Below are 24,495 nucleotides of genomic sequence, written 5' to 3'. Positions count from 1 at the left end.
AAGGATTTAGGAGTATATTTGCACCCGCTAAATCCAATTTAGCAGTGTAATAAATTCAAATTAACGCATTATGTACGCAATAGTAGAAATGGCAGGGCAGCAATTCAAAGTTGCGAAAGACCAAAAAGTGTACGTGCACCGTTTGCAAACCGAAGAAGGTAAAAAAGTCACTTTTGACAAAGTACTTCTTTTGGATGACAATGGTAACGTAACTGTAGGCGCCCCGGTCATAGAAGGTGCAGCTGTAGAAGCTAAAGTTGTAAAGCACCTGAAAGGAGACAAGGTAATTGTCTTCAAAAAGAAAAGAAGAAAGGGATACCGCAAAAAGAACGGACACAGACAATCCTTGACTGAGATTGTAGTTGAAAGTATAGTTGCCAAAGGTGCTAAGAAAGCGGCTCCTGCTAAAGCAAAAGCTGAAAAGCCAGTTGCGAAAAAAGAAGCGGCAGCTCCAGCCCCAAAGAAAGAAGCTCCAAAAGCTAAAGCTACTGAGGATTTAAGCTCCAAGACAGTAGCAGAATTGAAAGAGTTGGCCAAGGCAGCAGGTATCACAGGAATTTCATCCATGAAGAAAGCAGAGCTTATCGAAGCTTTGAGTAAATAAAGGAATAAGAACTAAAAAAGAAACATCATGGCACATAAAAAAGGTGTAGGTAGTTCGAAAAACGGTAGAGAATCAGAATCGAAACGCTTGGGCGTTAAAATTTTTGGAGGTCAAGCTGCCGTTGCAGGAAACATTATCGTTAGACAACGCGGTACAAAACACAATCCAGGGGATAATGTTTATGCCGGGAAGGACCATAGCTTACATGCTAAAGTTGATGGTATTGTTCGATTTGATAAGAAAGCGGGAGGGAAATCTTACGTTTCTGTAGATCCTTTCGAAGCCTAGAAATAGATATTGAAAAAATAGAAAGCCCGCTTCTTCAAGCGGGCTTTTTTATGCTATTTTAATATGTCTTTGATAATCTTTAAATGGTGACCGGTATGAATCTTTAAAAAACGCTTGGTCTGATCTCTATTAATGGCATTGAAATACGGATGTTCAAAATGTGCTTTTTCATCCAAACTTTCTAGTTTAACCAGATTTTCTTTGGCTTCCTGAAGTTGCAAATAAAGGTCCTCGGTCAGGATAACATCTGGAGGCCTAACCGTTTTTGGAGCTTTAGCCACACCCCTTGGAAAATCGCCCCATGCAAAAATGCAAAGCCGGGAAAAACTGAAATTAGGTTCAAAGTCCTCGGGATTTGAATTTTCCAACGCCTCGTAAATACGGTTGATGGTCTTTAAGGAATGGTCTATATGCCATGCTACATCCACTTTGGAAACCTTGGGATTGGAAGCATCCCTTTTAAGGATATGGGATTCAAGCATCCCAATTTGGTCATCCATAAAATCTGTGCTGGTTTCTGAGTTGCGTGCCAAAGCTATTCCGAGTAAAACGAAAGCTAAAGCTAACAAAATAATAGCGATTCTTTTCATGGGTCTATGCGGTTTTCCAACCCCACCAAACAAAGGAGGTATGGAGTTTTTTTCTTTTGTAAATCCTGATAAGAGGAAATCGTTTTTCCTGTTCTATTTTCGCGTTATTTTCTTGCGTTTTCATGGTTCTCGTTTTTTGATAATATGATTAAAGACGTTTAAAACTGAAATGTGTAACCAAAATCAGGAAAAAATCCTATTTGGTCTACTTGGTCCACATTGTTCGTAAGCCTGTTGTACCGTCTTACGAAGACATTTTCATTGGCAGTCACATTTTGAAGATCTACGTAAAAGCGATGGGATTGTTTTTTATTTCTGCTGTTGATTTTGAGTCCAAATTTGATATCCCAACGAAAGTAATCGTCCAGTTGTTCGCTAAAAGCCAAATCATCCTGCTGAATTTCAAATCCAGCTTGCCGGGATGCCTCCAAATCCACGGGTGTAAAAAAGCGTCCTCCGGCAAATGAGACTCTAGAGTCCACAAAAAGAACCTTGCTTTTATTGGTTCCTAGCTGAAATTCCTTACCTGCCAGGGCATTTATGACATAGCCATTGTTGAAAGGGGTATTTCTTTCTATGCCATCACTTCCTTCGTATTTGCTTTCGTAAAAGGACCCAGTCAATAGTCCGTAGTAACTGTTGCTAAAGAACTTTTCCAATGTAAATTCGACACCTCTATTGAAACCAGTCCCTTCATTGACCAAGGAAACCCTATCATTTGAAAACCCAAAATCGGCACCTTCAGTCAATGAAGAATAGCTGGAGGGAAATGGCTCCACTGCTGCGTTATCAATATCTTGGGTATATAGTTCTATTTTTCCACGCCAATCATTGCCCAGTTTCACATCATATCCCAATACGTAGTGATTGCTCCTTATAAAGTCTAGGTTTCGGTTGGTTTGAACCAGATTACCATTTACTTCTTCATTTAGGAATAAAATAGGGAAGGGGACATTCTGATGGTGCAATCCATATCCAAAATTAACTTTATGATTTGGGGCAATTTGGAAGTTTAGCGCGGCTCGGGGTTCCAGTACAAACTGTTCATTCAAACTCCCATATTGGGCATGCAGCCCAGCATCTAAGGTCAGTTTTTCTGTCAACCGGAACTGACTTTGTATAAAGGGTTGGATTATGGAAAAAGTTTCGTCCACATCCAAGAAAGTAAACAAATCAGGGTCGCCGTCTCCATTATCGTCTGATTGCTCATTTCTGTCGCGAGTAAGTAGTTCCACATTGAAGTTTTCAATCAAAACTCCAGTCCGCAAAGTGGCCCTATTGCTCAATTTTGAATTGAATAGTGTTGAAAAGGACAATCTAGATTCCGTATTGTCCGCCTCGGTAAATAGAATGATTCTTTCCTGGGGAGTATCCTTGTCTATAAATCTATCTGCGATGAATTCCGTCCCGGAAAAAGAAGTTGCCACTATGGTTCGAAGATATGAGCGTTTTCCAAGTGGAATCTGATGTTTCAATCCGATTATCCCAAAATTGGAGTCCACAAAGGTGTTTTCATCTTCGGCAGCAAAAAGGTCGTCCTCATCAATATCATCCCCTAAAAACTCAATATCTGAATTGCCCAGCATACCAAAGAAAGACAATCGACCTAGTTTGCCTGTCCCAAAGTCGATATTATAGGTTAAGTCTGTGTAATTAGGAGTTGCGGCAGTACCACCGGCCCCAGCGCCAAGCAATCCTATCAAAGAGTAACGCGCGGCAATTAAGAACGAGCCATTCTTTTTCCCCAATGGACCTTCGGCATTGGCTTCTACCCCAGTAAAAATCCCCACTTGTCCTGAAAACTCATAGTCATCAACATTTCCTTTGCGAAGGCCTAAATCGAAGACCCCTCCCAGGGCGTTTCCGTACTCGGATGCAAAAGCGGAGGTTAAAAAGTCCGAGTTCTTTAAGGTGTTGGGGTTAACTGCAGATACGGGACCTCCTGTGGTGCCTACAGTGGAAAAGTGATTGGGATTGGGAACGGGGATGCCTTCAACCCGCCACAATAATCCCGTAGGAGAGTTGCCTCTTACCACAATATCATTACGACTGTCATCCGGGGTGGAAACTCCGGCAAAATTTGCAGCCAAACGCCCAACATCACTTCTCCCTCCGGAGAATCGGGTAACCTCCTCGACCCCAAATTGCCTTGCAGATACCGTAGCCAATTTGTTGTTTGCCCGGTCTTTGTTCGTGTTTGAAGTCAAGACAACTTCATCCAACTGATTGAAAGATTCTAGCAAGGAGATAGTGAGAAAGACATCCTTTCCCGCAGTAACTTCAATATTGGGAAGGGTGACACTTTCATAGCCAATGTAACTTACTCTGATTTTTTGTCTACCTACAGGAGTGTTTTCCAAAGTAAACCTGCCATCTTCATTCGTAATTACACCAATATTGGTTGTTTGTTCGAGAAGTTCAACCGTTGCCCCAATTAATGGAACTTCTGATTGTTTATCCACTACGATGCCTTTGATGGTACCATTTTGGGCGAATGCTTGAAAACCTAAAAACAACAATAGAATACTTAACTTTTTCATGATTTTTGATTTGTTTACCCAAATATGATTTAGGTTCGAGCATCTTCCATTACCTATTCCCACGAATCGGGATATTTTGATTTGGCATGTAGCATAAGACGTTTAGACAGATTTCTTGGGTCCTTTGAGGTGCGGATACGGTTTAGTGGTAAAATTGACAACTCAAGCCTTTTTTTCTCAGTTCGGTAGATGGTCAAAGCCTACACTAATAGACTTCAGTATCTTTAAGGTTGATATGAAAGATTTTTTTACAAAAAAGGGTATTAGAAAGTTTTTCCTAAGGTGGATGGTGGTGAATGTGGTTTATCTACTCATAAAGGCGTCCATTGACCATGATGGGAAAGGCATGGGTAGTTTTTTGGAACCTACTCCCATTTTCTACTACGTCACCGCGTTTTTGTTTTTTATGATTTCCTGGGAGTATAATGATTATCTCATATACAAACAGCTTAAAAAAGGAGGGCTTACCTTAAAAAACAGCCTCCTAATTTTTGGTAAGACGATGTTGGTCTTGGTTCCCCTAACCACTTTAATTTACTATTTGGCGCTCTTTCCTTTAAAGGATTTCATTGGAATAATTTGCGAAGACCCCCCGGTTGAATTTAGGGCCAACATTTTTAGAGCTTGGTTATTGGGAACCGCCGTAATTTTTATCAATCTTTTTTATTTTTCAATGAAGCAAAGAGATGAACTAACGAAGCAGATGGATGATTTGAAACGAGAAATGATGGCATCCCAGTATACCACTCTAAAAAATCAAATAAGCCCCCACTTTTTGTTCAATAGTCTGAATACACTAACATCACTTATGTACGAGGATAGGGACTTGGCTTCGGATTTTGTAACCCGATTGGCATCGACTTATCGCTATATTCTGGACAATCGGGAACATGATTTGGTGAGTCTTCAGAAGGAAATCAACTTTTTGGATTCCTATATTTTTATGATGAATGTAAGACACAAAAAGGCGGTGACCATTTCAATGGATATACATATTGATGCAAAATTGTACTTCATTCCTACGCTTACCCTTCAGATGCTTGTTGAAAATGCGCTGAAGCATAATCAGTACAGCAAAGAAAGACCTTTACAAATTTCGATTTCAAATATTCAAGGGGACGCTTTGGTGGTAAAAAACAATCTTCAGAAAAGGGTCAAGCCAGAGGAAACCACCCAAATGGGATTGCAGAATATCAAAAAAAGGTATGCGTATTATACCAACAAACAAGTGCTTGTTCGCGAAGAGGAAGCATATTTTGAAGTAATTATTCCGTTGTTGGAAAGTGATGCAATGAAAACCAATTTAAAAGCAATTTCTTGATGCAGGCAGTCATAGTTGAGGATGAGGAGTTTGCGGCAAAGCGATTGGGACAAATGGTCAATGAATTAGCCCCAGAGATTTCAATCGTTGCCGAATTAAGTTCCGTTGAAAGTGGGTCCAATTGGTTTGCCCAAAACGAAAAGCCAGACCTTATCTTTTTGGATATTCAGCTGAATGATGGATATGGTTTTGATATCTTGGATGAACTCAATGAACATCCTCCGGTAATTTTCACCACTGCCTATAACGAGTTTGCCATTCGAGGCTTTAAGTACAATGGATTGGATTATCTCCTGAAGCCCATTGTTAAGGAAGATTTGAAGAAGGCCCTGGAAAAATTCAAAAAGAACATCACCCGAAACGGAAATGGGACTACCGAAAACTTAGAGCATTTAAAACAGCTTTTCCATAAGGAGTACAAACATCGCTTTATGGTCAAGGTGGGCAATATGTTCAAATCATTTAACGTAGAGGACATTGCGTATTTTAAATCCCATGAAGGCCTGATTCATTTATATACACATACCGGGAAATCGTATCCTATTGAATATACTATCGACCAGTTGGAAAATATCTTGAATCCTATCCATTTCTTTCGCATCAACCGGAAGTTTATGGTATCCGTAAAAGCGGTAACTGAAATTCATAGCTACTTCAATAGCCGGCTGTTGTTAAAAATTCTTCCAAAGGAAGAGGAGCAGGTAATTGTTTCTCGCGAACGCACCACAAACTTTAAGCGTTGGTTGGATATGTAGTTGGGAAATGGGATTTTACCATCGCTGATTCCTAAAGCCATTGTTTTTGGCAAATTCTACCGTGGCGACTAAATAATCCTCTAGGTTGTATTTTGGAATTGGTAAAATGCTCTCCAATAATGCCGTATCCCATTCGTAGGGTTTGGCAGTTAGATAAGGTGTCAAGTGGACACCAATGGTTTCATAATAAAACTGTTCCAATGTACTTTCAAAATCAGAGGCGGTATCCATCAATTCCTGGGTTAGTTTAAAATTTTTGAAATTCACGGTTTCCAATATCTTGGCGATTCCGGTGAATATATTGGTGCCTTTGGAATTTACAATATTTAGCTGCGTAACATCGGTATCAAATACTTTGGCGACCACCTTAGCGGCATAATCGGTTGGAATAATATTGAGTTTGCTATCATGGTTTGCTTGAATCCTGACAAACTCTGAAGTAGGTCTTTTATAAAAGAACTTTGCAAACAAATAGAACACCATGTATTTGGATATGAAAAAGCTAGGGGAATCCATGATGTTGCCTCCAAGCACACTGGGTCTCAGTATTTGAATGGGAATATTAGCCTCCTGTCCTGCTTTAACCAAATACTTCTCTGCAGCATGTTTGGAAGCTTCATAAAAGTTACGGTATTCGCTTTGCTCTTTTTCTATGTAATTATTGTCCAGAAGCCCATCTAGTTTTCCAATAGAGAAAGCTGTGCTTATATAGATGAACTTAGCTAAATAATCTTTATAAACCCGAAAGATATCTTGGGTTAGAGTAAGGTTTTCCTTGAAAATCTCAGGTTTGGTTTCTGGATTTACCGAGAGATTTACAAAACCAGCGGAGTGAATAAAATAATATCGAGTTCCTTTTTGTAAAAAAATATCAGGCCTTAACAGGTACTGTGCATCTACGACAGCAATTTTATCCGTTAACTCGTTCCTATTTTCGCGAATAAAAGCTGGAGCTGAATCACTATCCAACATAGTCATTATTCGGATATGTTCAGAAACCCTTTTTTTCTTTCGAACGATCAAGTATATCTTTTCCAGAGTCTCCCACCTACTTTCAAGTAAGGAGAAAAGTATTTGCGACCCTAGGGTGCCTGTAGCTCCAGTCAAAATGATATTCATGTCGTGGTCGATGTTTACCTAGAAGGTCTAAAAATAATAAACCCCTGCTATGGACAAGGGTTTATTATCAAATTTCTCTATTAGAAAAATCTAGTATCTGTAATATTCCGGTTTGAATGGACCTTCAACAGTAACACCAATATATTCTGCTTGGTCCTGTTTCAACTCGGTTAATTCGGCACCTAAACGTGACAAGTGCAGTTTAGCAACTTTTTCGTCCAAGTGCTTAGGAAGCATATACACCTGGTTTTCGTACTCATCGCTATGGTTCCATAACTCAATTTGGGCCAAAGTCTGATTGGTAAAAGAGTTACTCATTACAAAACTAGGATGACCAGTGGCACATCCCAAGTTTACCAATCGTCCTTCTGCCAAAATAATAACATCTTTTCCATCAATTGTATACTTATCCACCTGAGGTTTGATCTCATCCTTGGTATTACCATATTCGCCATTCAACCATGCCATATCGATTTCATTATCGAAGTGTCCGATGTTACAAACAATTGCCTTATCCTTCAAAGCCTTGAAATGTTCAGCTCTGATGATGTCTTTGTTTCCAGTTGTGGTGATGACAATATCTGCGTTACCAATAACAGTTTCCAAACGCTTTACCTCATAACCGTCCATACAGGCTTGAAGTGCACAGATTGGGTCAATTTCGGTAACCGTAACGATGGCTCCGGCTCCTCTAAATGAAGCTGCAGTTCCTTTACCAACATCACCATATCCTGCAACAACAACTCTTTTCCCAGCCAACATGGTATCGGTTGCTCTTCGAATAGCATCAACTGCACTTTCCCTACAACCGTATTTATTGTCGAATTTAGATTTGGTGACTGAGTCATTTACGTTAATGGCGGGCATCGGTAATGTTCCGTTTTTAACGCGATCATAAAGTCTATGAACTCCAGTTGTGGTTTCCTCGGAAAGTCCTTTAATGGCTCCAGTTAATTCTGGATACTGGTCCAACACCATATTGGTCAAATCCCCACCATCGTCAAGAATCATATTTAATGGCTGTCTTTCTTCACCAAAGAATAAGGTTTGCTCTATACACCAATCAAATTCTTCCTCAGTCATACCTTTCCACGCATACACGGGGATTCCGGCAGCAGCTATGGCAGCAGCGGCATGATCTTGTGTTGAAAAAATATTGCAAGAACTCCACGTTACCTCTGCACCCAAAGCGACCAAAGTTTCAATCAAAACTGCGGTTTGGATGGTCATATGCAAACATCCCGCAATCCGTGCACCCTTAAGGGGTTGTTCTTTTCCGTATTCTTCGCGTAACGCCATCAACCCAGGCATTTCGGCCTCCGCTAACTCTATCTCTTTTCGACCCCAGTCGGCCAATGAAATATCCTTTACTTTGTAAGGAACGTAGGGAATAGTCTTTGTGCTCATTCTTTTGTACTTTAACTTTTGTAGCTTAGCTATTTAAGGCTGCAAAGATACGAATTACTAAACTCTTAACAGTGCCCATTTACAAAAGCATAACAGTTTCTCCAGATGCCCAGGTCTATCTTTGGAAAGTAACCGAATTGGAACAAGATTTGGCAAAAGATGTTGAATTGACTTCTAATTGTCAGAAACGGGTGGATGGGATGAAATCCGAAATGCATCGTAGAGCTTTTTTAAGTATTCGCCATCTGTTGGCGGAGGCTGGTTATGCAGATAAGGATGTCTATTATTCAGATTTTGGAAAGCCTTATTTAAAAGATGGGAATCATATTTCCATTACCCACTCAAACAACTTCACTGGAATTATTATTAGTAAAATGGAGGAGGTTGGTATTGATATTGAAATGCAACGGGAAAAAATCTTGAGAATAGCCCACAAATTCACTCCTGTTCATGAGTATCGAACTCTTGCCAATACAGAAGCAGTTGTCAGGAAACTTACCATTGTATGGGGGGCGAAAGAATCCCTCTACAAGATTTATGCGCAGCCAGGATTAAGTTTCTTAAAGCATATTGATGTTACGGATTTTGGGTTTGAAGATGGAAAGACCACTGCAAAAATTCGATATCAAGGTCAAAAATCCGAGTATTCTGTGGATTTTTTGGAGTTTGAAGGCTTTACCTGTGTCTATGCGAAACGCGAAAGTTGATTTCAATGGCAACCATTCCCTTTTCGTAAATTTGCGCTTTAAAAATTGACACCTTCCATGAAAATATCCGTAGAATTGACTCTTACTCCTTTGCAGGACAATTTTGAACCTCCAATCATCAACTTTATTCAAAAACTAAGAGCTTCTGGGCTTATTGTTCTGGAAAATCCATTAAGCACTCAGGTTTATGGAGAATATGACAAGGTTATGGAATTGTTACAGACCGAAATCAAGGAGACTTTTGACAATTTGGACCACGTGGTGTTGCAAATGAAAATGGTAAAATCTGATCGAAGCAATTATGAGCCCCATTTTTGATTGGCTTTTTGCACAATACAATGATACGCCTACCCATTTGGTCGTCCTCGAAATAATCGGGGTCATTTTCGGCTTTTTAAGTGTATGGTTTTCCAAAAGGGAAAATATCTTGGTCTATCCCACAGGAATTATTAGCACGGCCATTTTCGTATATATCCTATTGATTTATGGTTTGTTAGGCGATATGCTTATCAATGCGTACTATTTTGCTATGAGTATATATGGTTGGTGGGTGTGGACTAGAAAAGTGGATGACACCCACTTTATTCCAATCTCCCGGATGAATGCTATGGAAAAAAAATGGGCAGTTCTCCTTTTTCTTTCCACTATCGTGTTTGTTTTTGGAATTTATATTGTCTTCGAAAAATTCGATGCTTGGACAGCTTATGTGGACACTTTAACCACGGCCATTTTCTTTGTAGGGATGTGGTTGATGGCCAAAAAAAAACTGGAGAATTGGACTTTTTGGATTATTGGAGATATTATTTCTGTTCCCCTATATTTATATAAAGGATTGGTATTCTCTTCCTTTCAATACTTTTTATTTACCATTATCGCTATTTATGGCTATCGCGCATGGAAGAAAAGCTTGGGCAAGAGCCCTCAAACCTTGTTAAAGTAGTTTTATTTGGGCCGGAGTCCACTGGAAAAACTACACTTTCCAAACAATTGGCGGACCACTACCAAACCCTTTGGGTTCCTGAGTATGCTAGAGAGTATTTGCAAGAAAAATGGGATAGGGAACAAAAAACATGCGAACCTGAAGATTTACTGCCTATTGCTTTTGGGCAAATGAATTTGGAGAATACCTTGGCCAAAAGAGCTAACGAAATTCTGATTTGCGATACCGATTTATTAGAGACCAAAGTCTATTCCGAAGCGTACTATTTGGGCTATGCAGACCCGCTTTTGGAGAAGTATGCCTTGCAGAATTCCTATGATCTGTATTTGTTGACCTATATTGACACTCCATGGGTAAAAGATGATTTAAGGGACAAGCCTGATGAACGGGAAAGAATGTTTTCTTATTTCCATGAAACTTTAAAGAAATACAATAGGAATTTCGTTACTTTAAAGGGAGATAAGGAACAACGATTCCAAACCGCAAAACAGCACATTGATAAACTGCTTAACCCATGATAGAATTCAGTTCTGAAGATTTAAAACAGCTCGAGGAAAAGGGAATTACACCAGAAAAAGTATTAAGCCAAATTGAAACTTTTAAGGAAGGGATACCTTTTGTGAAATTGGAAAAGGCAGCTATAGTTGGGGATGGGATTCTACGCTTTTCCGATAGCGAACAAGAAAATCTAATACAATATTTTGAAGAGGCTTCTTCAGGGCTAAATCTTTTGAAGTTTGTGCCTGCTTCCGGGGCTGCATCCCGAATGTTCAAGGCCATGTTCAATTTCTTGGATGCCTTTGATACCTCTAAGGAATCTTTGGAAGCTTATTTTGAACGAACTGGGGATAGGGCGGCTCAGCAGTTTTTGGATGGAAAGGAAAACTTACCATTTTATGACCTTATCATGGACCGTATTTCCGGCAAAGCCAAGAATGCGGATGAAGAGGCGTACTTGTTCGTAAAGGAAATGTTGGTGGAAGAAGGATTGAACTATGGATTCTATCCCAAAGGATTACTTCCGTTTCATAAATATGGCTCAGAATCGGCAACCCCATTCGAGGAACACCTGAAGGAAGCAGCATTTTACGCTAAAACGGAAGGACAGGCTAATTTGCATTTTACCATTTCCGTACAGCACAATGATATGTTCAAAGAAGAGCATTCAAAATCCGGACCTAAAGTTTCCGAAGCTACGAATACCACTTTTCACATTACCTATTCCAACCAAAAACCTTCTACAGATACTATAGCGGTTGATATGGAAAACAAACCTTTCAAAAAAGACGACGGTTCCATTCTGTTCAGACCTGGGGGGCATGGTGCTTTGATTGAGAATTTAAATGAACAAGATGCAGATGTCATATTCATAAAGAATATTGATAATGTTGTAGTGGATCAAAATTTGGAAGTAGTAGGAAACAGCAAGAAGATGCTTGCGGGGGTTTTGTTGAAAGTACAATCCAAAGCTTTTGAGCATGCTGCGGATTTAGATGGAGCCAACATTTCCGAAGAAAAATTAGTCGAAATAAAAACCTTCTTGGAAGATGAACTCAATGCCAGATTTCCGGAGGGATTCAATGAATTGGGCTTAGAAGGCAAAATTTCCACGCTAAAGGATAAAATCAATAGACCGATACGAATCTGTGGAATGGTTAAGAATGAGGGAGAACCTGGAGGAGGTCCATTCTGGATTGTGGATCAAAATGGAGGTCTTTCCCTTCAAATCGTCGAATCCGCCCAAATGGATATGTCCGACCCACAACAAGCTGGTTTGGCACAGAACGCCACACACTTCAATCCGGTTGACATTATTGGTGGAGTTAAGAATTACAAAGGTGAGAAATATGCCCTTTTGGAGTTTGTAGATCACAAACAAGGCTTTATTACTGGCAAAACCCAGGCAGGAAAGGAATTAAAAGCGTTGGAACTCCCTGGACTCTGGAATGGAGGAATGGCTTTTTGGAATACACTTTTTGTTGAGGTACCCTTGGTCACTTTCAATCCTGTTAAAACCGTAAACGATTTACTTAAACCGAGTCATCAAGCGTAACAGATTCAATTTTGATTCTTCTTTCCCCTAGTATCAGGGGATTTTTTTTACCCTAAAATGTCAAGAATGTGTTAAAATTCCCACTTTAAGGTGACCCATGAAAAAAACAGGGGTCTTACTATATGAAGCAAAGGAACAGATTATGTGGTTAATAGGAATTACAACTTTTTTGGTGCTGCTTAATATAGTGCTCTTGGGATTTCTTTTTTGGGCGAACAGAAATCTAAAAAAGCAGATAATATAAATAAGCCAGACACTAGTGTCTGGTCATTTTTGGTTGGTTGATTTGGTTGAAGGCCGCACACGTTGCGGCCTTTTTTGTGACTTGTATGGGATAATGGTGTCAAATAAACTAGAAAAGGAAAGATGATACTTTTTAAAACTGTATTTGTGGTGAGTATAATCGTTTTGGGGATATCCATCTTTTTGTTATTATCCATATTCAAGAAAGAAAACCAACAGAAAAGAAGGAAATAGGATGATGCTATGCAAACACTAACCATGCGTTGTCCACTTGAAGGCTGCTTATGCAGCCTTCTTTTTGTATAAAAAATACACAATCATCCACTTTGATTCACACTATTACACAAATACATAATCTCAAATAAAAATATAATTAGTTGATAATCAAAAAGTTAAATATAATACGATGGTATACTAGCCGTTGGCATCAGATTTTCATGATATAGCTTGAGTTTAATCATTAAAAAGAATATATAATGAAAAAATTAGTTTTAGCAACAGTATTATCATTCGTAGGATTTATGGCAACGGCTCAAGATGCTACAACAAATGTCCAAAATGATGAGATAACCGTTGTAGCGGATGTACAAGATTTTGAAGAAATCAGTGTGTCCGACCTTCCCGAGGCTGTAGCGGCTGCCGTTGCAAATGATTATCCAACAGCCAGTATCAATAAAGCGTATAAAAATGCGTCCAATCAATTCAAGTTGGAATTGTCTTTGACAGATGGTACATCCGGTACAGTGTATGCGGACGCAGAAGGTAACTGGATAGAGCTGTAATACAAACACAACAAGTTTTTGATTAATCGTGTTAGGTTAGTTTGGTTAGGAAGAGGTTTGCTTTGGCAAGCCTCTTCTTTTTGTGACAATTTTACCAAGAATTTATCATCCTTTCTTATGTGGGCATCGTATATTGCTTACGAGATATGCCCAAAATCTTAATCATTGAAGATGATACCGCTTTTAGTCAAATGCTGTCCCGCTTTTTGACCAAGCATCGGTTTGAAGTTACCGCAGTAGTAACGCTGAAAGATGCAATTTCTCAAATACAAACTACTTTTTTTGAAATTGTCCTTTCTGATGTCCGTCTTCCAGAAGGAGATGGGGTAAGCTTGCTTTCCACAATTAAAAAACAATCCCCTCAGACCCAGATTATCATGATGACGGGGTACGCGGAGGTAAAAACTGCAGTAAAAGCAATGAAAAAAGGAGCGTTCGATTACATTTCAAAGCCTTTTACACCTGAAAGCATTCTGCAAATTATAAATGAAGCACTAAAAAATGTAAGCAATAAGGGAAAGGATATTAAGAACAGCGCCAAAGGCAAAAATCGGGCTACAGGAGAAGATTTTGTATTGGGAGAAAGTGAAAGTTCCCAAAAACTTCAACACTATTTGCAATTGGTAGCGCCTACCCAAATGTCTGTTTTGCTTACCGGAGAAAGCGGTACTGGAAAAGAGGTAACCGCAAGAGCTATTCATAATGCAAGTTCAAGGAAAACCAAAAAGTTTATTGCAGTGGATTGTGGGGCCGTACCTAAGGAAATCGCGAGCAGTGAGTTTTTTGGACATATCAAAGGAAGTTTTACAGGAGCGGTAGAAGACAAAATAGGGCATTTTGAAGCCGCAAATGGGGGAACTTTGTTCCTGGATGAAATAGGGAATCTTTCCTATGAAAATCAAGTTCAACTATTGCGTGCCTTACAGGAACGCCGGATAAAACGCGTGGGAAGTACACAGGAAGTTCATGTGGATGTACGAATTATATCTGCCACCAATGAAGATTTGAGAAAAGCAGTTGCGGAGGGTAGGTTTCGAGAAGACCTGTATCACCGATTGAATGAATTTTCGATTGCTATACCAGCCTTACGGGAAAGAGAGAATGACCTATTGCAATTTGCGGAAGCTTTTTTACAAGATGCCAATGCAGAAATTGGCCGACAAGTAGACAAAATTTCAGAGGAAACAAAAATGGTTTTATTGAATTATGCATGGCCAGGGAACTTAAGGGAACTGAAAAACAGCATCAAAAGGGCCGTTTTGTTCTCCGAAGGCACCAGTCTTGAGGTTGAAGCATTGCCGGAGCACATAAAAACTAACATTGAAAAAGACACAAAAGCAAAGTATTTTTCAAAATCCTCTTATGAAAAAGAACGAATTTTAGAGGCCTTGAAGCAAACCAATTTTAATAAAAGTAAAGCGGCAGAATTGCTTCAGATAACGCGGAAAACGCTTTACAATAAAATCAATCTGTATCAATTGGATGTTTGAACACCTGCTCATGTATCCTTTTTTTGAGTTTTGAGAAAATGGCTTTCAATTGGGCGTAGTCTTTTTTTGCTTGTCCAAATTCTGATTTTTTACCAACTGTTTCCAATCGTTCAAGGATGGGAATAGCCTCTTTCACTTCCAACTGCCGAAACATGGGAAGCATTTGATGCCCAACGTATCGTACTTTTTTGGGTTCTTTTTGGGAAAGTCCTTCGCCTAACAGCTTCAAATTTTGCGTAGTATTTTGGAGAAAAGTGGCAAGGACGCTTTCAAGAGCTTCCTGGTTTTCCAAAAAACTGGAAATAGGTTCAAGATTAAATAGGGATTGGGAAGGAATGGATTTTTCTTGAAGAATTCCATTGCTCTCAACGGCGCTTTTAGAAGTCAGTGTTTGCAGGGCATTCAACAGAGTTTCTGATGAAAAAGGTTTTGGTAAAATTTCTGAAAATCCAGCTTCAATAAATTTTGCTCTTTCAATGTTGCGTTGTCCCGTCATTGCAATAACAGGTTGGTCGGTAAAATGGGAATAGGTTTTGGATTTTAGTTGCTCCAATACACCAAACCCATCAATATCTGGAAGATTGATATCGGTCAAGACAATAGAGTACTGAAAATCTTTAGGGATTTCCATGTCTTCGAACCTATTGAACCCAATTGCCTTGATATTTCTGGATTTACAGACTTCTAGCAATAACTCTAATAAGGCCTCATCATCCTCAAAAATCAATAAGCTGTGGGGGTTGTGGTCAGAGGTAATAGGGTGGTGCTCACTTGGAAGTTCTTTAAGAGTTCCAAATTCCAAAGGAATACACACAATGAATGTACTTCCCTGTTGCTCCCTACTTTCCAAATCCATATACCCGCCCAAAAGCGCACTCAATTTTTTCGCTATGGTAAGCCCTAAACCATATCCGCCATATTTCCCATAAATTGAATCATCAGCCTGGGTGAATTCCTTGAAGATTAGTGCTTGCTTTTCTTTTTTAATCCCAATACCGCTGTCTACTACCTTTATTTTCAAAAAAGTTCCTTTTCCAGTTTCATAGATGGAAGCATCGACCTTAACAAAACCTTTGTGCGTATACTTGAACGCATTGCCAATCAAATTGTTCAGAATTTGACTAAGGCGAATAGGGTCACTTAATATAGGTGTATGAAGTTCTGAACTTATGTTCCATGAAAAAGTAATGTTCTTTTTGTCTGGGATATCTTGATATTGGGCTGAGATGGTACGGAGCAGTTCTGAAAGAAGAAAGGATCTTTTTTCAATAGGTAACTGCCCTCCCTCTAATCTGGAAAAATCCAAAAGATCACTTAAGAGGGTATCAACATAGGTCAAAGCGGATTTCATATGGTTTGTATACCCTAAAAACTTTTTCTTGGCATTTTTTTCAGCCAATAGATCAGTGTAACCTTGAATAGTGGCTAAAGGAGATTTTAGGTCATGGCTTACTGTGGAAATAAGCTGTTCCCTACTCTGTAAAAGCGCCTCTGAGTAGGCTTTTTCCTTTTCAAGTTGATCCCTGTACCGCTGAACCTTCAGAAAATCATTGGATACCAGCACAGTAAACAATATGACGACAAACAGTCCTAAAAAAGCAGCGATACCTCCAAATCGAATGCTACGTTCAATAACTTTTTGTTTTTGAAAACTGTCAAATTCGGCATTTTGGATAATCTCTTTTTGGAGCGATGAGATGATGCTTCGCAATTTTTGGGAAAGCTCTAAATCGGTCCGGTAAATGTTCACCTCTTTTTGTGCCAAAGATTGTTTTAATCGCGTGTTCTCAATTTTAGCTTGGGCCAAAATGGATTTTGAAAGCTGTAGTAAAGAATCGATGTTTACTTCTTTTGTTGATGCATTCCTATTTTGGGGAATATTTTCGTTCAATAGATTCACATATTTCTTGATGGATTCTTGGGTTGTTGGAGGAAGTTCTTCAAAATTGGACACCAGATTTTCAGGAGTGATTCGACCCATATCAACCTCCATTTTCTTTAGAGCACTCATCAAAGAATCCGTGGGGGTATATTCTGCGGTTTCCAATCTTATTTTTCGTAATTCGGCCGTATTGAAGGCTTTCTGAACAAGGAGATGTTGAACACTGTCAAGTCTTTTTTGCTGACTACTTTCGGGCGTGAGAACCTTTAGGGAGTCAATTAAAAGAGAAACAGAATCAACTTTTTTGGAATAGGTTTTAAGTGCTGCTTTCTTTCCAGACTGTAGGGCCAATTTAGACAGATTTTCCGCCTCATGGAGTTCGGTCAGAAGTAAATTGGTCTGAAGTAGTTTTTGATTATCCGTGGATTGGCTTTGAAACGTATCGTAGGTCTGAAATTCAGAGTAGATTAAATAGCTAGCTAGCACAGCTAAAACAACCAGCACAAAATAACTGGATATGATTTTTAGGGTAAACCGTTTTTTGGGTTTGGGGCGCATAGGTATTGGATATACGGAGGGTTTATAAATATCGAATGCCTACACTTTGTTAATTAACTTATTTTTTTGTTATGAAAAATGGAGGCCGGATAGTACATTTGCACCCATCTCAAAGGGGTGCTTTTGTAAAAAGGCTGAGATTATACCCAATGAACCTGGGCGGGTAATGCTGCCAAGGGACGGCCGAGCAACAAAGGTCTTGTAGACCTTTGGGGTGAGGAGCGAGACGGTGCGCTGGCCAAACTATTCAGACGTTTCGCTTTAATAAATTAAGTTTAACCAGAATAATAGCCCCTTTTATTCGTAACCATTTTACGAATGAAACTACTATGTTCTAATTATCATGGAAAGACCACTAAATCTAGTAGTGGTTCAATGCGACGATTAAAAAACAATAAGAAACATCGCATTAAAACTATATTCACAACATTGGCCTTGTGTAGCCTAGCGATAGTTTCGCTGAATGCGCAAAATCAACCACAAGATTCAGTACAAGGAAAAAAAATTGATTTGAATGAAGTGGTGGTATCCGCTTCCCGTGTTACCCAAGAATCACCAGTTACTTTTTCCAATCTTCAGAAAACAGAAATCGCCAAAGTAAATTTGGGTCAGGATATTCCAGTCCTGCTCAATTATCTGCCTTCTGTGGTTTCCACAACTTTTGATGGAACTGGAGTGGGTTATACTGATTTTCGAATTCGAGGAGCGGATAATTCTCGAATCAATGTTACCATCAACGGAATTCCCTACAATGATGCGGATAGCCAGACCACATTTTTTGTCAACCTTCAGGATTTTGTTTCATCGGTTGAAAACATCCAAATACAAAGGGGGGTTGGAACTTCCACTAATGGTGCAGGAGCTTTTGGGGCAAGCATCAATATTTTGACGGATAATCTCTCGGAAGAAGCATACGCCCAAATTTCAAATAGTTTTGGGAGTTTCAACACTAGAAAACATACCGTAAAATTTGGTACTGGCTTGCTGAACGATCACTTTGCCTTTTCTGGAAGACTCTCAAGAATCAAATCGGATGGATATGTGGACCGTGCTTTTTCTGATTTAAGCTCGTATTTTTTGGATGGAGTTTATAAAGATGAAAATACCCAAGTTAAACTTCTGGTTTTTGGAGGAGAAGAAATAACTGGACTTTCCTTTGCTGGTCTTGACCAAGCTGGACTGGAAAATGACAGGCGATTTAATTTTGATGGCCTTTATGTTGACAGGGATGGCGTCCAACAATTTTACGACCGTCAAACCGATAACTACAAGCAGGACCACTATCAATTGCATGTCACCCAACAATTTGATGACAATTGGAGTGGGAATATCTCTTTCCACTATACCTATGGTAGAGGCTTTTTTGAGCAGTACGTAGACGACGCTTCCCTAAACTTTTTCCGATTGGATGAGTTTGATTCTGAAGGAGAAACTGTTACAAACTCCGATTTGATTACGCGTCAGCACCTAAACAGTGATTTTTATGGTACAGTTTTTAGTCTAATCTACAACTCTGCTAAAGTGGATGCTGTTTTTGGAGGTGGTTGGAACCGCTATGATGGGGAGCAGTTTGGAGAAGTCATTGGTTCAGAGTTTGCCATTGTACCCAATATTCCTAATCGCTTTTTTGAAAACGATAGCGATAAAAAAGACTTCAATGTATACGCAAAAGGGACTTTCAAATTAAATGACCAACTTTCGCTTTTTGGGGATCTACAGCTGCGTAATATAAACTATGAAGCCGGCGGTTCATTATTTGAACCTGGAGCCGTCTTGGGTGTTGATGAGACCTATACTTTTTTTAATCCCAAAGCTGGAGTGACCTACAATCTTAATCAGAACAACAAACTCTATCTTTCTTATGCGCGTGCCAATCGCGAGCCTGCAAGGGTGGATTTTGAAAATGGCAATCCTGAATCCGAGAGTTTGAATGATTTTGAATTAGGATGGAGACATATCACTTCAGATTTTCAGCTAAACACTAATATTTACTATTTGGATTTTAGGAACCAATTGGTACTTACCGGAGCTTTGGATGAGGTAGGCTTCCCCATTCGCACGAACAGCGGCAGTAGCTTTCGTTTGGGATTGGAAATCGATGCAAACTGGAACATTTCAGATAAATTTAGCGTGCGCCCTAATTTGGCATTGAGCACGAATAAAAACCGAGATTTTTTCTTTCAGCGTGATGGAGTATTGCAAAATTTAGGGAACACCAATATCTCCTTTTCTCCTGAAATCATTGCTGGAAATGTCTTTACGTTTAGTCCCAATGACGATTGGAGCTTTAGTTTTTTCTCCAAATATGTAGGGGAACAGTTTATGGGTAATATAGATTCGCCTGTCTCTCGTTTGGAGGCCTATTTTGTGAATGATTTGAATATTCAATACCAGATTATCACAATTCCCTTTATAAAATCCATTGTGCTTACTGGGCAAATCAACAATCTGTTCGATTTGGAATACGAAAACAACGGTTTCTTCTTCACTTTTGATGACGATTTTACCAATCCCGGGACAGTTACCACTATTGAGGGGAATGGGTTCTATCCTCAAGCGGGCATTAACTTTTTGGTTGGGGCTACGATTAATTTGTAAGCTGACTTAAAACTTATAAAAGGGATTCTGTATTTTTAAAATCATGACAGAATCCCTTTTTTCATCTTTCAAGGGCAAGTCCTCGGTTCGCTGGGGAGTTATTGGTTGTGGAGGGGTGGCGGAAAAGAAAAGTGTCCCAGCCTACCAAAAAACGGAAGGTTTTGAGGTGGCAATGGTGATGCGAAGAGATAGCGAAAAGGCTTCTGACTATGCCAAACGTCATGGAATACCACAATGGACCGTAAATGCGAAGGAGGTCATTGAAAATCCAGATATAGATGCCATTTATATTGCAACGCCTCCAGATTCACATAAACAATATGGCCTTTGGGTAGCTGAGGTAGGAAAGCCTTGCTGTATTGAAAAGCCAATGGCCCCTAATTATCAGGACAGTTTGGCCATTTATAAAGCTTTCCATAAAAAGAAGATTCCTCTTTTTATTGCTTATTACAGGAGGTCGCTCCCAAGATTTCTACAAATAAAAAAGTGGTTGGAAGCTAATCGAATTGGGAAAGTAAGGCATATTCGTTGGCTAAAGACAAAAGCTCCAAGTCCTATTGACCTAATCGGTGACTATAATTGGCGAACAGACACAAGAGTGGCTCGTGGAGGATATTTTGATGACTTGGCAAGCCACGGATTGGATCTATTTGCATTCTTATTGGGAGAGATTGAAATGGCCAGTGGATTCGCTCGAAATCAAGGGGGATTGTATTCCGCCTTTGATTCGGTTACAGCCTCATGGGTGCATAAAAATGGAATAACCGGGGAAGGAAGTTGGAACTTCCTAGCGCATAAAAGAGAAGATATTGTTGAAATCTTTGGGTCAGAAGGAAAAATCACCTTTGCAGTACTGGATGAAGCACCTTTGGTTTTGGAAACCATCTCAGGAAAGGAAGCTGTAGAAATACCTAACCCAGAGCATATTCAAAAATATCATGTTGAGAAAATCAAAAACCATCTATCTGGAAGAGGGGTGCATCCTTCTATGGGCCAATCAGGATTACATACCAGTTGGGTAATGGATGCTATTCTGAAAGGGGGTTGATTTAATTGGAAATGGTAACCACGTTTCCATTAAATGTGGTTCTATAAAAAAGCAAATCAAAATACCGATTGCCATCGTCGGGACGGTTAAGCAGTTGTCCCGTAAACAAACTATAGGTTAGACCGTCACAGGGACAGACTACATTTTGCCCTTCGATTTCCATGGTAGAGCAGGCACTGGGAGTTTGATTTGGGCAACTAGCTTCAAAAGCGATAAAGGAATCAAGACCGTTCCTCATAACAAATGCCCCTCGGATTCCTACACCCGGATTGTCCACATAAACCGGATTACCTATGGTATTCAAATTAACATAGGCGGGAAGATTCAAATCGAGTTCAAATCGAAACCTAACTTCTTGTAAAAATGGATTTCTGTTCCCTGGGTCACTGTCACAACCCAGTAAAATGAGGCAAAGGGCTAGGCCCCAGAAGTATTTCATACGTTCAATTTCAAAGCATTACAAAACAAATTTGAGCAAAAAATACCTATCTTTGCGTTAAATCCTCGCAAAAAAACTGTGCGGCGCACAGGGTTCGTTGAGGATTTTTTGTATTTGAGAAGATAAAGTACATTGGGAAAATCAGATTCATTTTCTCCAGTGTTCTTTTGCATTAAAAATGATGAAGATGAGTAAAATATCCTATTATACCGCCGAAGGACTTAAGAAATTGAGGGAAGAACTCAATCAGTTGAAGGATGTGGAGCGCCCCAAAGCTTCCCAAGCTATAGCGGAAGCCCGCGACAAAGGAGACCTTTCCGAAAATGCAGAATATGATGCTGCCAAAGAAGCCCAAGGTCTTTTGGAAATGAAAATATCCAAAATGGAAGAAACCTTGGCCAATGCCCGTTTAATTGACGAATCGCAATTGGACACTTCCAAAGTATTGGTTTTGTCCACTGTAAAATTAAAGAATCAGACCAATGGGATGGAAATGAAGTATACGCTGGTAGCTGAGAGCGAAGCAGACTTAAAATCAGGAAAAATTTCTGTAACCTCCCCGATTGGTAAAGGTTTGTTGGGAAAATCGGTGGGAGATGTTGCTGAGATACAAGTACCCAATGGAATTTTGAAATTCGATATTCTAGAAATCACCCGACAATAGGAAACTGAAATGACTATATTTAATCCTGCCAAAAGGCGGGATTTTTTATTTAAAAACATTTTGGATGCCAAGTATTTTCACAAAAATCATCAATGGAGAAATTCCCTGCTACAAAGTTGCAGAAGATGAGGGCCATATTGCTTTTCTAGACATCAATCCCAATGCAGAAGGACATACACTTTGCGTTCCCAAAAAGGAGGTAGATAAAATATGGGATTTAGACAATGCGGACTACATGAAGCTCATGGAGTTTTCCCGACAGATTGCTTTAGCAATCGAATCTGCCCTTCCTTGTGAACGGGTGGGAATGACCGTGATTGGGCTGGAAGTTCCCCATGTACATGTTCACCTCATCCCATTGCACAGCATGAAGAATGCTACTTTTCAGCACAAGGTTACCTTGAAAGCAGAGGAATTTGAAGAGATTACGCAAAAAATAAGGGCGCACCTTAAATAATACCTTCCATATACAGATAGATTCCGGCTCCAATCAATCCCAAGATTAGTATTAGAATAACAAAAAATAAAGTGGTAAACCTTACGGAGGGTTTATCAGGTTGTACTAGCTTGTTGTAGTAATCAAAAACGCGCTCAATATCCGTTGTCCAATTTACTGGATAGATAATGGAATAACATTTTTTGCACTTGATTTCGTGGGTTACCTCATCGGTAGTTCGATGAAAAAAGGCATTGTAAGTGTGCTTTTGATAAAAGGTAAGCTTAAGTTCCTGGTTATAGCATTCAGGGCAGTTATTAGTAATATCCGCATCCTTAATAACAATATTTCTTGTTTTGGCCATAGGTTAATGGGATTAGGGGCTTGCTTTAAGGGAAATTTGCATGATTGTTCCCTCTTTACTTGACGAAAGTACTTTAATTTTTCCTTTATGGTATTCTTCCACAATTCTTTTCACCAACGAAAGACCAAGACCCCACCCTCGCTTTTTTGAGGTTACTCCAGGATTGAATATGTTCTGAAAATCACTTTTTGGGATTCCATGTCCTGTGTCGGTAACCATGACATTTACGTTCTGTCCCTTTTGTTCGATTTCAATGCTGATATTCCCTTTGCCTTTCATAGCGTCAATACCATTTTTTACCAAGTTTTCAATACTCCAATTGTACAAAGGAGGATTCAGCAACACAGGAACTTCAGTAGTATTGGAACTAAACGAGAAATGAATAAGTTTTGAGCTTCTACGCTTTAGATATTCGTAGGCTTTTTCCGTTTCGGAAACAATGTCGTGAACCTCTAGGTTTGGGGTGGAACCAATTTTGGAAAAACGCTCCGTGATGGTGTGTAATCGGGAAATGTCCTTTCCAATTTCTTTGGTGATATCTTCGTTTATGTTTTCTGACTTTAACAATTCGTTCCAGCCCAAAAGTGAGGTCAAAGGTGTTCCTATTTGATGGGCGGTCTCTTTGGCCATTCCAGCCCATAACTTGTTTTGTTCCGAGGCCTTATTTGTTTTAAAGAAAAAGAAGATTACAGTTCCGAACAAAAAGATGATGAGTAGAAGGGCAAGCGGATAATACTTTAGCTTATTCAAAACCTCCGAATTTCCATAATACAGAGTTTCCAGCAATTCCCCGTCTTGGACAATCTGTATGGGTTGGTTTTCACCTCTGTATTGCTTGATTTTTTTCTGGATATACACTGAATCCAGTGCCTTTTCCTCCGGAATATTGTGGGTTTTAATAGTACCCGCCTCATTTACCAAAATCATTGGGGTAGAGGTATTATTGCCCATGACCTTTAGAGTCAAATTACCAAGTTCTTGGTCAACCGAAGACTGGATGAGCTCCAACTGGGCGGTTGCCCAGATTTCCATTTTCAATCGTTCCTCTTCCTTGAATTTTTTGAAAAAACTGTTCGTGTTCCAAAGAATCAAGCTCACGATGACAAATGCCGAAATCAGCAAAGTAATGTTGGAAGCTTTTCTTTTGGGGTTAAAGTTCATTTTAACTTACTTGACTTTAAAGATAGCGGAAAATGGAAAAACACTGTTGATAGATCGTTGATACATTCCGATTTAAATGCACTTGGTTTTTGTATTTTTGGAGCATTTCGAAAAGCAGAATACATGGAAGTTCAGGGAAGAATTAAGATGATAGATGAGACCAAAACTTATGGTAACAATGGTTTCAGAAAACGCGAGGTTGTAGTTACTACGGAAGAGCAATATCCGCAGCATATTCTAGTGGAATTTATTCAAGATAAATGCGATTTATTGGATAGCTATCAGGTAGGTCAACAAGTAAAAATAGGTATAAACCTTAGAGGTAGGGAGTGGACCAATCCCCAAGGTGAGGTCAAGTATTTCAATTCCATCCAAGGGTGGCGCATCGAAAACTTGGAAGGTGCGGCTAATACCGAAAACATGCCTCCGGTACCCCCAATGGAAGCATTTGAACCCGCCGATGATTTAAATGAAGAAGATCACGATGACCTTCCTTTTTAATTCGA

The 24,495-nt window shown here is 39.5% G+C and carries 24 protein-coding genes; 16 read left to right on the top strand and 8 right to left on the bottom strand.

Annotation, left to right across the window (positions count from 1 at the left end):
• The first annotated feature begins 70 nt into the window (after positions 1-70).
• Positions 71-604 carry a 50S ribosomal protein L21 gene (gene rplU / locus ACSLUF_RS16315; protein ID WP_435623726.1) on the top strand — a complete coding sequence of 178 codons (534 nt, stop codon included), beginning with the start codon at positions 71-73 and terminating at the stop codon, positions 602-604.
• A 27-nt stretch (positions 605-631) separates the two neighbouring features.
• Positions 632-892, top strand: a complete 261-nt coding sequence (rpmA, locus tag ACSLUF_RS16310; protein ID WP_435623725.1) for a 50S ribosomal protein L27 — start codon at positions 632-634, stop codon at positions 890-892.
• 53 nt (positions 893-945) lie between these two features.
• Here the strand turns inward: rpmA and ACSLUF_RS16305 are convergent, their stop codons facing one another.
• Positions 946-1,482: a DUF1569 domain-containing protein gene (locus ACSLUF_RS16305; RefSeq protein WP_435623724.1), complete on the bottom strand. Its 537-nt coding sequence runs from the start codon at positions 1,480-1,482 to the stop codon at positions 946-948.
• 158 nt (positions 1,483-1,640) lie between these two features.
• The gene (locus ACSLUF_RS16300) at positions 1,641-4,022 is read right to left on the bottom strand and encodes a TonB-dependent receptor (protein ID WP_435623723.1); all 2,382 of its coding nucleotides are present in this window, start codon (positions 4,020-4,022) and stop codon (positions 1,641-1,643) included.
• Positions 4,023-4,257: 235 nt separating this feature from the next.
• On the opposite strand from ACSLUF_RS16300, the gene ACSLUF_RS16295 reads away from it, so the two are divergent.
• Together ACSLUF_RS16295 and ACSLUF_RS16290 are read left to right on the top strand one after the other, a co-directional pair.
• A complete protein-coding gene (locus ACSLUF_RS16295; RefSeq protein WP_435623722.1) occupies positions 4,258-5,343 on the top strand; it encodes a sensor histidine kinase in 1,086 nt (361 codons plus the stop codon).
• Positions 5,343-6,098, top strand: a complete 756-nt coding sequence (locus ACSLUF_RS16290; protein WP_435623721.1) for a LytR/AlgR family response regulator transcription factor — start codon at positions 5,343-5,345, stop codon at positions 6,096-6,098. Before ACSLUF_RS16295 ends, ACSLUF_RS16290 begins: the two co-directional genes overlap by 1 nt.
• A gap of 15 nt (positions 6,099-6,113) precedes the next feature.
• Here ACSLUF_RS16290 and ACSLUF_RS16285 read toward each other — a convergent pair whose 3' ends face one another.
• Together ACSLUF_RS16285 and ahcY are read right to left on the bottom strand one after the other, a co-directional pair.
• Positions 6,114-7,217 carry an SDR family oxidoreductase gene (locus ACSLUF_RS16285; protein WP_435623720.1) on the bottom strand — a complete coding sequence of 368 codons (1,104 nt, stop codon included), beginning with the start codon at positions 7,215-7,217 and terminating at the stop codon, positions 6,114-6,116.
• Positions 7,218-7,307: 90 nt separating this feature from the next.
• Positions 7,308-8,624 carry an adenosylhomocysteinase gene (gene ahcY / locus ACSLUF_RS16280; RefSeq protein WP_435623719.1) on the bottom strand — a complete coding sequence of 439 codons (1,317 nt, stop codon included), beginning with the start codon at positions 8,622-8,624 and terminating at the stop codon, positions 7,308-7,310.
• Between the two features lie 71 nt (positions 8,625-8,695).
• On the opposite strand from ahcY, the gene ACSLUF_RS16275 reads away from it, so the two are divergent.
• The 7 genes from ACSLUF_RS16275 (at position 8,696) to ACSLUF_RS16245 (ending at position 14,839) form a co-directional block, all read left to right on the top strand.
• Positions 8,696-9,331 (top strand): 4'-phosphopantetheinyl transferase family protein, encoded by a 636-nt coding sequence (locus ACSLUF_RS16275; protein WP_435623718.1) that lies wholly within the window; start codon positions 8,696-8,698, stop codon positions 9,329-9,331.
• A gap of 57 nt (positions 9,332-9,388) precedes the next feature.
• The gene (locus ACSLUF_RS16270) at positions 9,389-9,649 is read left to right on the top strand and encodes a thiamine-binding protein (protein WP_435623717.1); all 261 of its coding nucleotides are present in this window, start codon (positions 9,389-9,391) and stop codon (positions 9,647-9,649) included.
• Complete coding sequence (gene pnuC, locus ACSLUF_RS16265) at positions 9,633-10,271, top strand: nicotinamide riboside transporter PnuC (protein WP_435623716.1); 639 nt, start codon at positions 9,633-9,635, stop codon at positions 10,269-10,271. The genes ACSLUF_RS16270 and pnuC overlap by 17 nt, the downstream gene beginning before the upstream one ends.
• Positions 10,226-10,789 carry an AAA family ATPase gene (locus ACSLUF_RS16260; protein ID WP_435623715.1) on the top strand — a complete coding sequence of 188 codons (564 nt, stop codon included), beginning with the start codon at positions 10,226-10,228 and terminating at the stop codon, positions 10,787-10,789. The genes pnuC and ACSLUF_RS16260 overlap by 46 nt, the downstream gene beginning before the upstream one ends.
• Positions 10,786-12,324: a DUF4301 family protein gene (locus tag ACSLUF_RS16255; protein ID WP_435623714.1), complete on the top strand. Its 1,539-nt coding sequence runs from the start codon at positions 10,786-10,788 to the stop codon at positions 12,322-12,324. The genes ACSLUF_RS16260 and ACSLUF_RS16255 overlap by 4 nt, the downstream gene beginning before the upstream one ends.
• A 719-nt stretch (positions 12,325-13,043) precedes the next feature.
• Positions 13,044-13,349 carry a hypothetical protein gene (locus ACSLUF_RS16250; RefSeq protein ID WP_435623713.1) on the top strand — a complete coding sequence of 102 codons (306 nt, stop codon included), beginning with the start codon at positions 13,044-13,046 and terminating at the stop codon, positions 13,347-13,349.
• A gap of 146 nt (positions 13,350-13,495) precedes the next feature.
• Positions 13,496-14,839, top strand: a complete 1,344-nt coding sequence (locus ACSLUF_RS16245; RefSeq protein ID WP_435623712.1) for a sigma-54-dependent transcriptional regulator — start codon at positions 13,496-13,498, stop codon at positions 14,837-14,839.
• On the opposite strand, the gene ACSLUF_RS16240 is transcribed toward ACSLUF_RS16245, so the two are convergent.
• On the bottom strand, positions 14,814-17,279 hold the full coding sequence (locus tag ACSLUF_RS16240) for an ATP-binding protein (protein WP_435623711.1): 2,466 nt from the start codon (positions 17,277-17,279) through the stop codon (positions 14,814-14,816). The two genes, ACSLUF_RS16245 and ACSLUF_RS16240, sit on opposite strands and share 26 nt — an antisense overlap.
• Positions 17,280-17,654: 375 nt before the next feature.
• Here ACSLUF_RS16240 and ACSLUF_RS16235 point away from each other — a divergent pair, with 375 nt between their 5' ends.
• A complete protein-coding gene (locus tag ACSLUF_RS16235; RefSeq protein ID WP_435623710.1) occupies positions 17,655-19,877 on the top strand; it encodes a TonB-dependent receptor in 2,223 nt (740 codons plus the stop codon).
• Positions 19,878-19,920: 43 nt separating this feature from the next.
• On the top strand, positions 19,921-20,925 hold the full coding sequence (locus ACSLUF_RS16230) for a Gfo/Idh/MocA family protein (protein WP_435623709.1): 1,005 nt from the start codon (positions 19,921-19,923) through the stop codon (positions 20,923-20,925).
• Between the two features lies 1 nt (position 20,926).
• Here ACSLUF_RS16230 and ACSLUF_RS16225 read toward each other — a convergent pair whose 3' ends face one another.
• A complete protein-coding gene (locus ACSLUF_RS16225) occupies positions 20,927-21,364 on the bottom strand; it encodes a hypothetical protein (protein ID WP_435623708.1) in 438 nt (145 codons plus the stop codon).
• 187 nt (positions 21,365-21,551) lie between these two features.
• Here ACSLUF_RS16225 and greA point away from each other — a divergent pair, with 187 nt between their 5' ends.
• Positions 21,552-22,028 (top strand): transcription elongation factor GreA, encoded by a 477-nt coding sequence (gene greA / locus ACSLUF_RS16220; RefSeq protein ID WP_435623707.1) that lies wholly within the window; start codon positions 21,552-21,554, stop codon positions 22,026-22,028.
• Between the two features lie 64 nt (positions 22,029-22,092).
• Entirely contained in the window at positions 22,093-22,485 is a 393-nt protein-coding gene (locus ACSLUF_RS16215) for an HIT family protein (protein ID WP_435623706.1), read from the top strand.
• On the opposite strand, the gene ACSLUF_RS16210 is transcribed toward ACSLUF_RS16215, so the two are convergent.
• Together ACSLUF_RS16210 and ACSLUF_RS16205 are read right to left on the bottom strand one after the other, a co-directional pair.
• Positions 22,478-22,828, bottom strand: coding sequence for a hypothetical protein (locus tag ACSLUF_RS16210; protein ID WP_435623705.1), 351 nt, complete (start codon positions 22,826-22,828; stop codon positions 22,478-22,480). The two genes, ACSLUF_RS16215 and ACSLUF_RS16210, sit on opposite strands and share 8 nt — an antisense overlap.
• Before the next feature lie 12 nt (positions 22,829-22,840).
• A complete protein-coding gene (locus ACSLUF_RS16205; protein WP_435623704.1) occupies positions 22,841-23,989 on the bottom strand; it encodes a sensor histidine kinase in 1,149 nt (382 codons plus the stop codon).
• 123 nt (positions 23,990-24,112) lie between these two features.
• Between ACSLUF_RS16205 and ACSLUF_RS16200 the strand changes: the two genes are divergently transcribed.
• Complete coding sequence (locus tag ACSLUF_RS16200; protein ID WP_435623703.1) at positions 24,113-24,490, top strand: DUF3127 domain-containing protein; 378 nt, start codon at positions 24,113-24,115, stop codon at positions 24,488-24,490.
• Positions 24,491-24,495 lie beyond the last annotated feature (5 nt).

This window comes from Flagellimonas sp. (genome assembly GCF_965601775.1).
In the GTDB taxonomy this organism is placed as follows: Bacteria; Bacteroidota; Bacteroidia; order Flavobacteriales; family Flavobacteriaceae; genus Flagellimonas.
The sequence above is the reverse complement of the archived record's forward strand: the minus strand, read 5'-3'. Positions and strand labels throughout refer to the sequence as shown.

What these genes read in the sequence shown, in the direction of transcription:
- rplU (WP_435623726.1), top strand. Translation starts at nt 71, where the DNA reads ATGTACGCAATAGTAGAAATGGCAGGGCAGCAATTCAAAGTTGCGAAA.
- rpmA (WP_435623725.1), top strand. Translation starts at nt 632, where the DNA reads ATGGCACATAAAAAAGGTGTAGGTAGTTCGAAAAACGGTAGAGAATCA.
- ACSLUF_RS16305 (WP_435623724.1), bottom strand. Translation starts at nt 1,482, where the DNA reads ATGAAAAGAATCGCTATTATTTTGTTAGCTTTAGCTTTCGTTTTACTC.
- ACSLUF_RS16300 (WP_435623723.1), bottom strand. Translation starts at nt 4,022, where the DNA reads ATGAAAAAGTTAAGTATTCTATTGTTGTTTTTAGGTTTTCAAGCATTC.
- ACSLUF_RS16295 (WP_435623722.1), top strand. Translation starts at nt 4,258, where the DNA reads ATGAAAGATTTTTTTACAAAAAAGGGTATTAGAAAGTTTTTCCTAAGG.
- ACSLUF_RS16290 (WP_435623721.1), top strand. Translation starts at nt 5,343, where the DNA reads ATGCAGGCAGTCATAGTTGAGGATGAGGAGTTTGCGGCAAAGCGATTG.
- ACSLUF_RS16285 (WP_435623720.1), bottom strand. Translation starts at nt 7,217, where the DNA reads ATGAATATCATTTTGACTGGAGCTACAGGCACCCTAGGGTCGCAAATA.
- ahcY (WP_435623719.1), bottom strand. Translation starts at nt 8,624, where the DNA reads ATGAGCACAAAGACTATTCCCTACGTTCCTTACAAAGTAAAGGATATT.
- ACSLUF_RS16270 (WP_435623717.1), top strand. Translation starts at nt 9,389, where the DNA reads ATGAAAATATCCGTAGAATTGACTCTTACTCCTTTGCAGGACAATTTT.
- pnuC (WP_435623716.1), top strand. Translation starts at nt 9,633, where the DNA reads ATGAGCCCCATTTTTGATTGGCTTTTTGCACAATACAATGATACGCCT.
- ACSLUF_RS16260 (WP_435623715.1), top strand. Translation starts at nt 10,226, where the DNA reads ATGGAAGAAAAGCTTGGGCAAGAGCCCTCAAACCTTGTTAAAGTAGTT.
- ACSLUF_RS16255 (WP_435623714.1), top strand. Translation starts at nt 10,786, where the DNA reads ATGATAGAATTCAGTTCTGAAGATTTAAAACAGCTCGAGGAAAAGGGA.
- ACSLUF_RS16250 (WP_435623713.1), top strand. Translation starts at nt 13,044, where the DNA reads ATGAAAAAATTAGTTTTAGCAACAGTATTATCATTCGTAGGATTTATG.
- ACSLUF_RS16245 (WP_435623712.1), top strand. Translation starts at nt 13,496, where the DNA reads ATGCCCAAAATCTTAATCATTGAAGATGATACCGCTTTTAGTCAAATG.
- ACSLUF_RS16240 (WP_435623711.1), bottom strand. Translation starts at nt 17,279, where the DNA reads ATGCGCCCCAAACCCAAAAAACGGTTTACCCTAAAAATCATATCCAGT.
- ACSLUF_RS16235 (WP_435623710.1), top strand. Translation starts at nt 17,655, where the DNA reads ATGCGACGATTAAAAAACAATAAGAAACATCGCATTAAAACTATATTC.
- ACSLUF_RS16230 (WP_435623709.1), top strand. Translation starts at nt 19,921, where the DNA reads ATGACAGAATCCCTTTTTTCATCTTTCAAGGGCAAGTCCTCGGTTCGC.
- ACSLUF_RS16225 (WP_435623708.1), bottom strand. Translation starts at nt 21,364, where the DNA reads ATGAAATACTTCTGGGGCCTAGCCCTTTGCCTCATTTTACTGGGTTGT.
- greA (WP_435623707.1), top strand. Translation starts at nt 21,552, where the DNA reads ATGAGTAAAATATCCTATTATACCGCCGAAGGACTTAAGAAATTGAGG.
- ACSLUF_RS16215 (WP_435623706.1), top strand. Translation starts at nt 22,093, where the DNA reads ATGCCAAGTATTTTCACAAAAATCATCAATGGAGAAATTCCCTGCTAC.
- ACSLUF_RS16210 (WP_435623705.1), bottom strand. Translation starts at nt 22,828, where the DNA reads ATGGCCAAAACAAGAAATATTGTTATTAAGGATGCGGATATTACTAAT.
- ACSLUF_RS16205 (WP_435623704.1), bottom strand. Translation starts at nt 23,989, where the DNA reads ATGAACTTTAACCCCAAAAGAAAAGCTTCCAACATTACTTTGCTGATT.
- ACSLUF_RS16200 (WP_435623703.1), top strand. Translation starts at nt 24,113, where the DNA reads ATGGAAGTTCAGGGAAGAATTAAGATGATAGATGAGACCAAAACTTAT.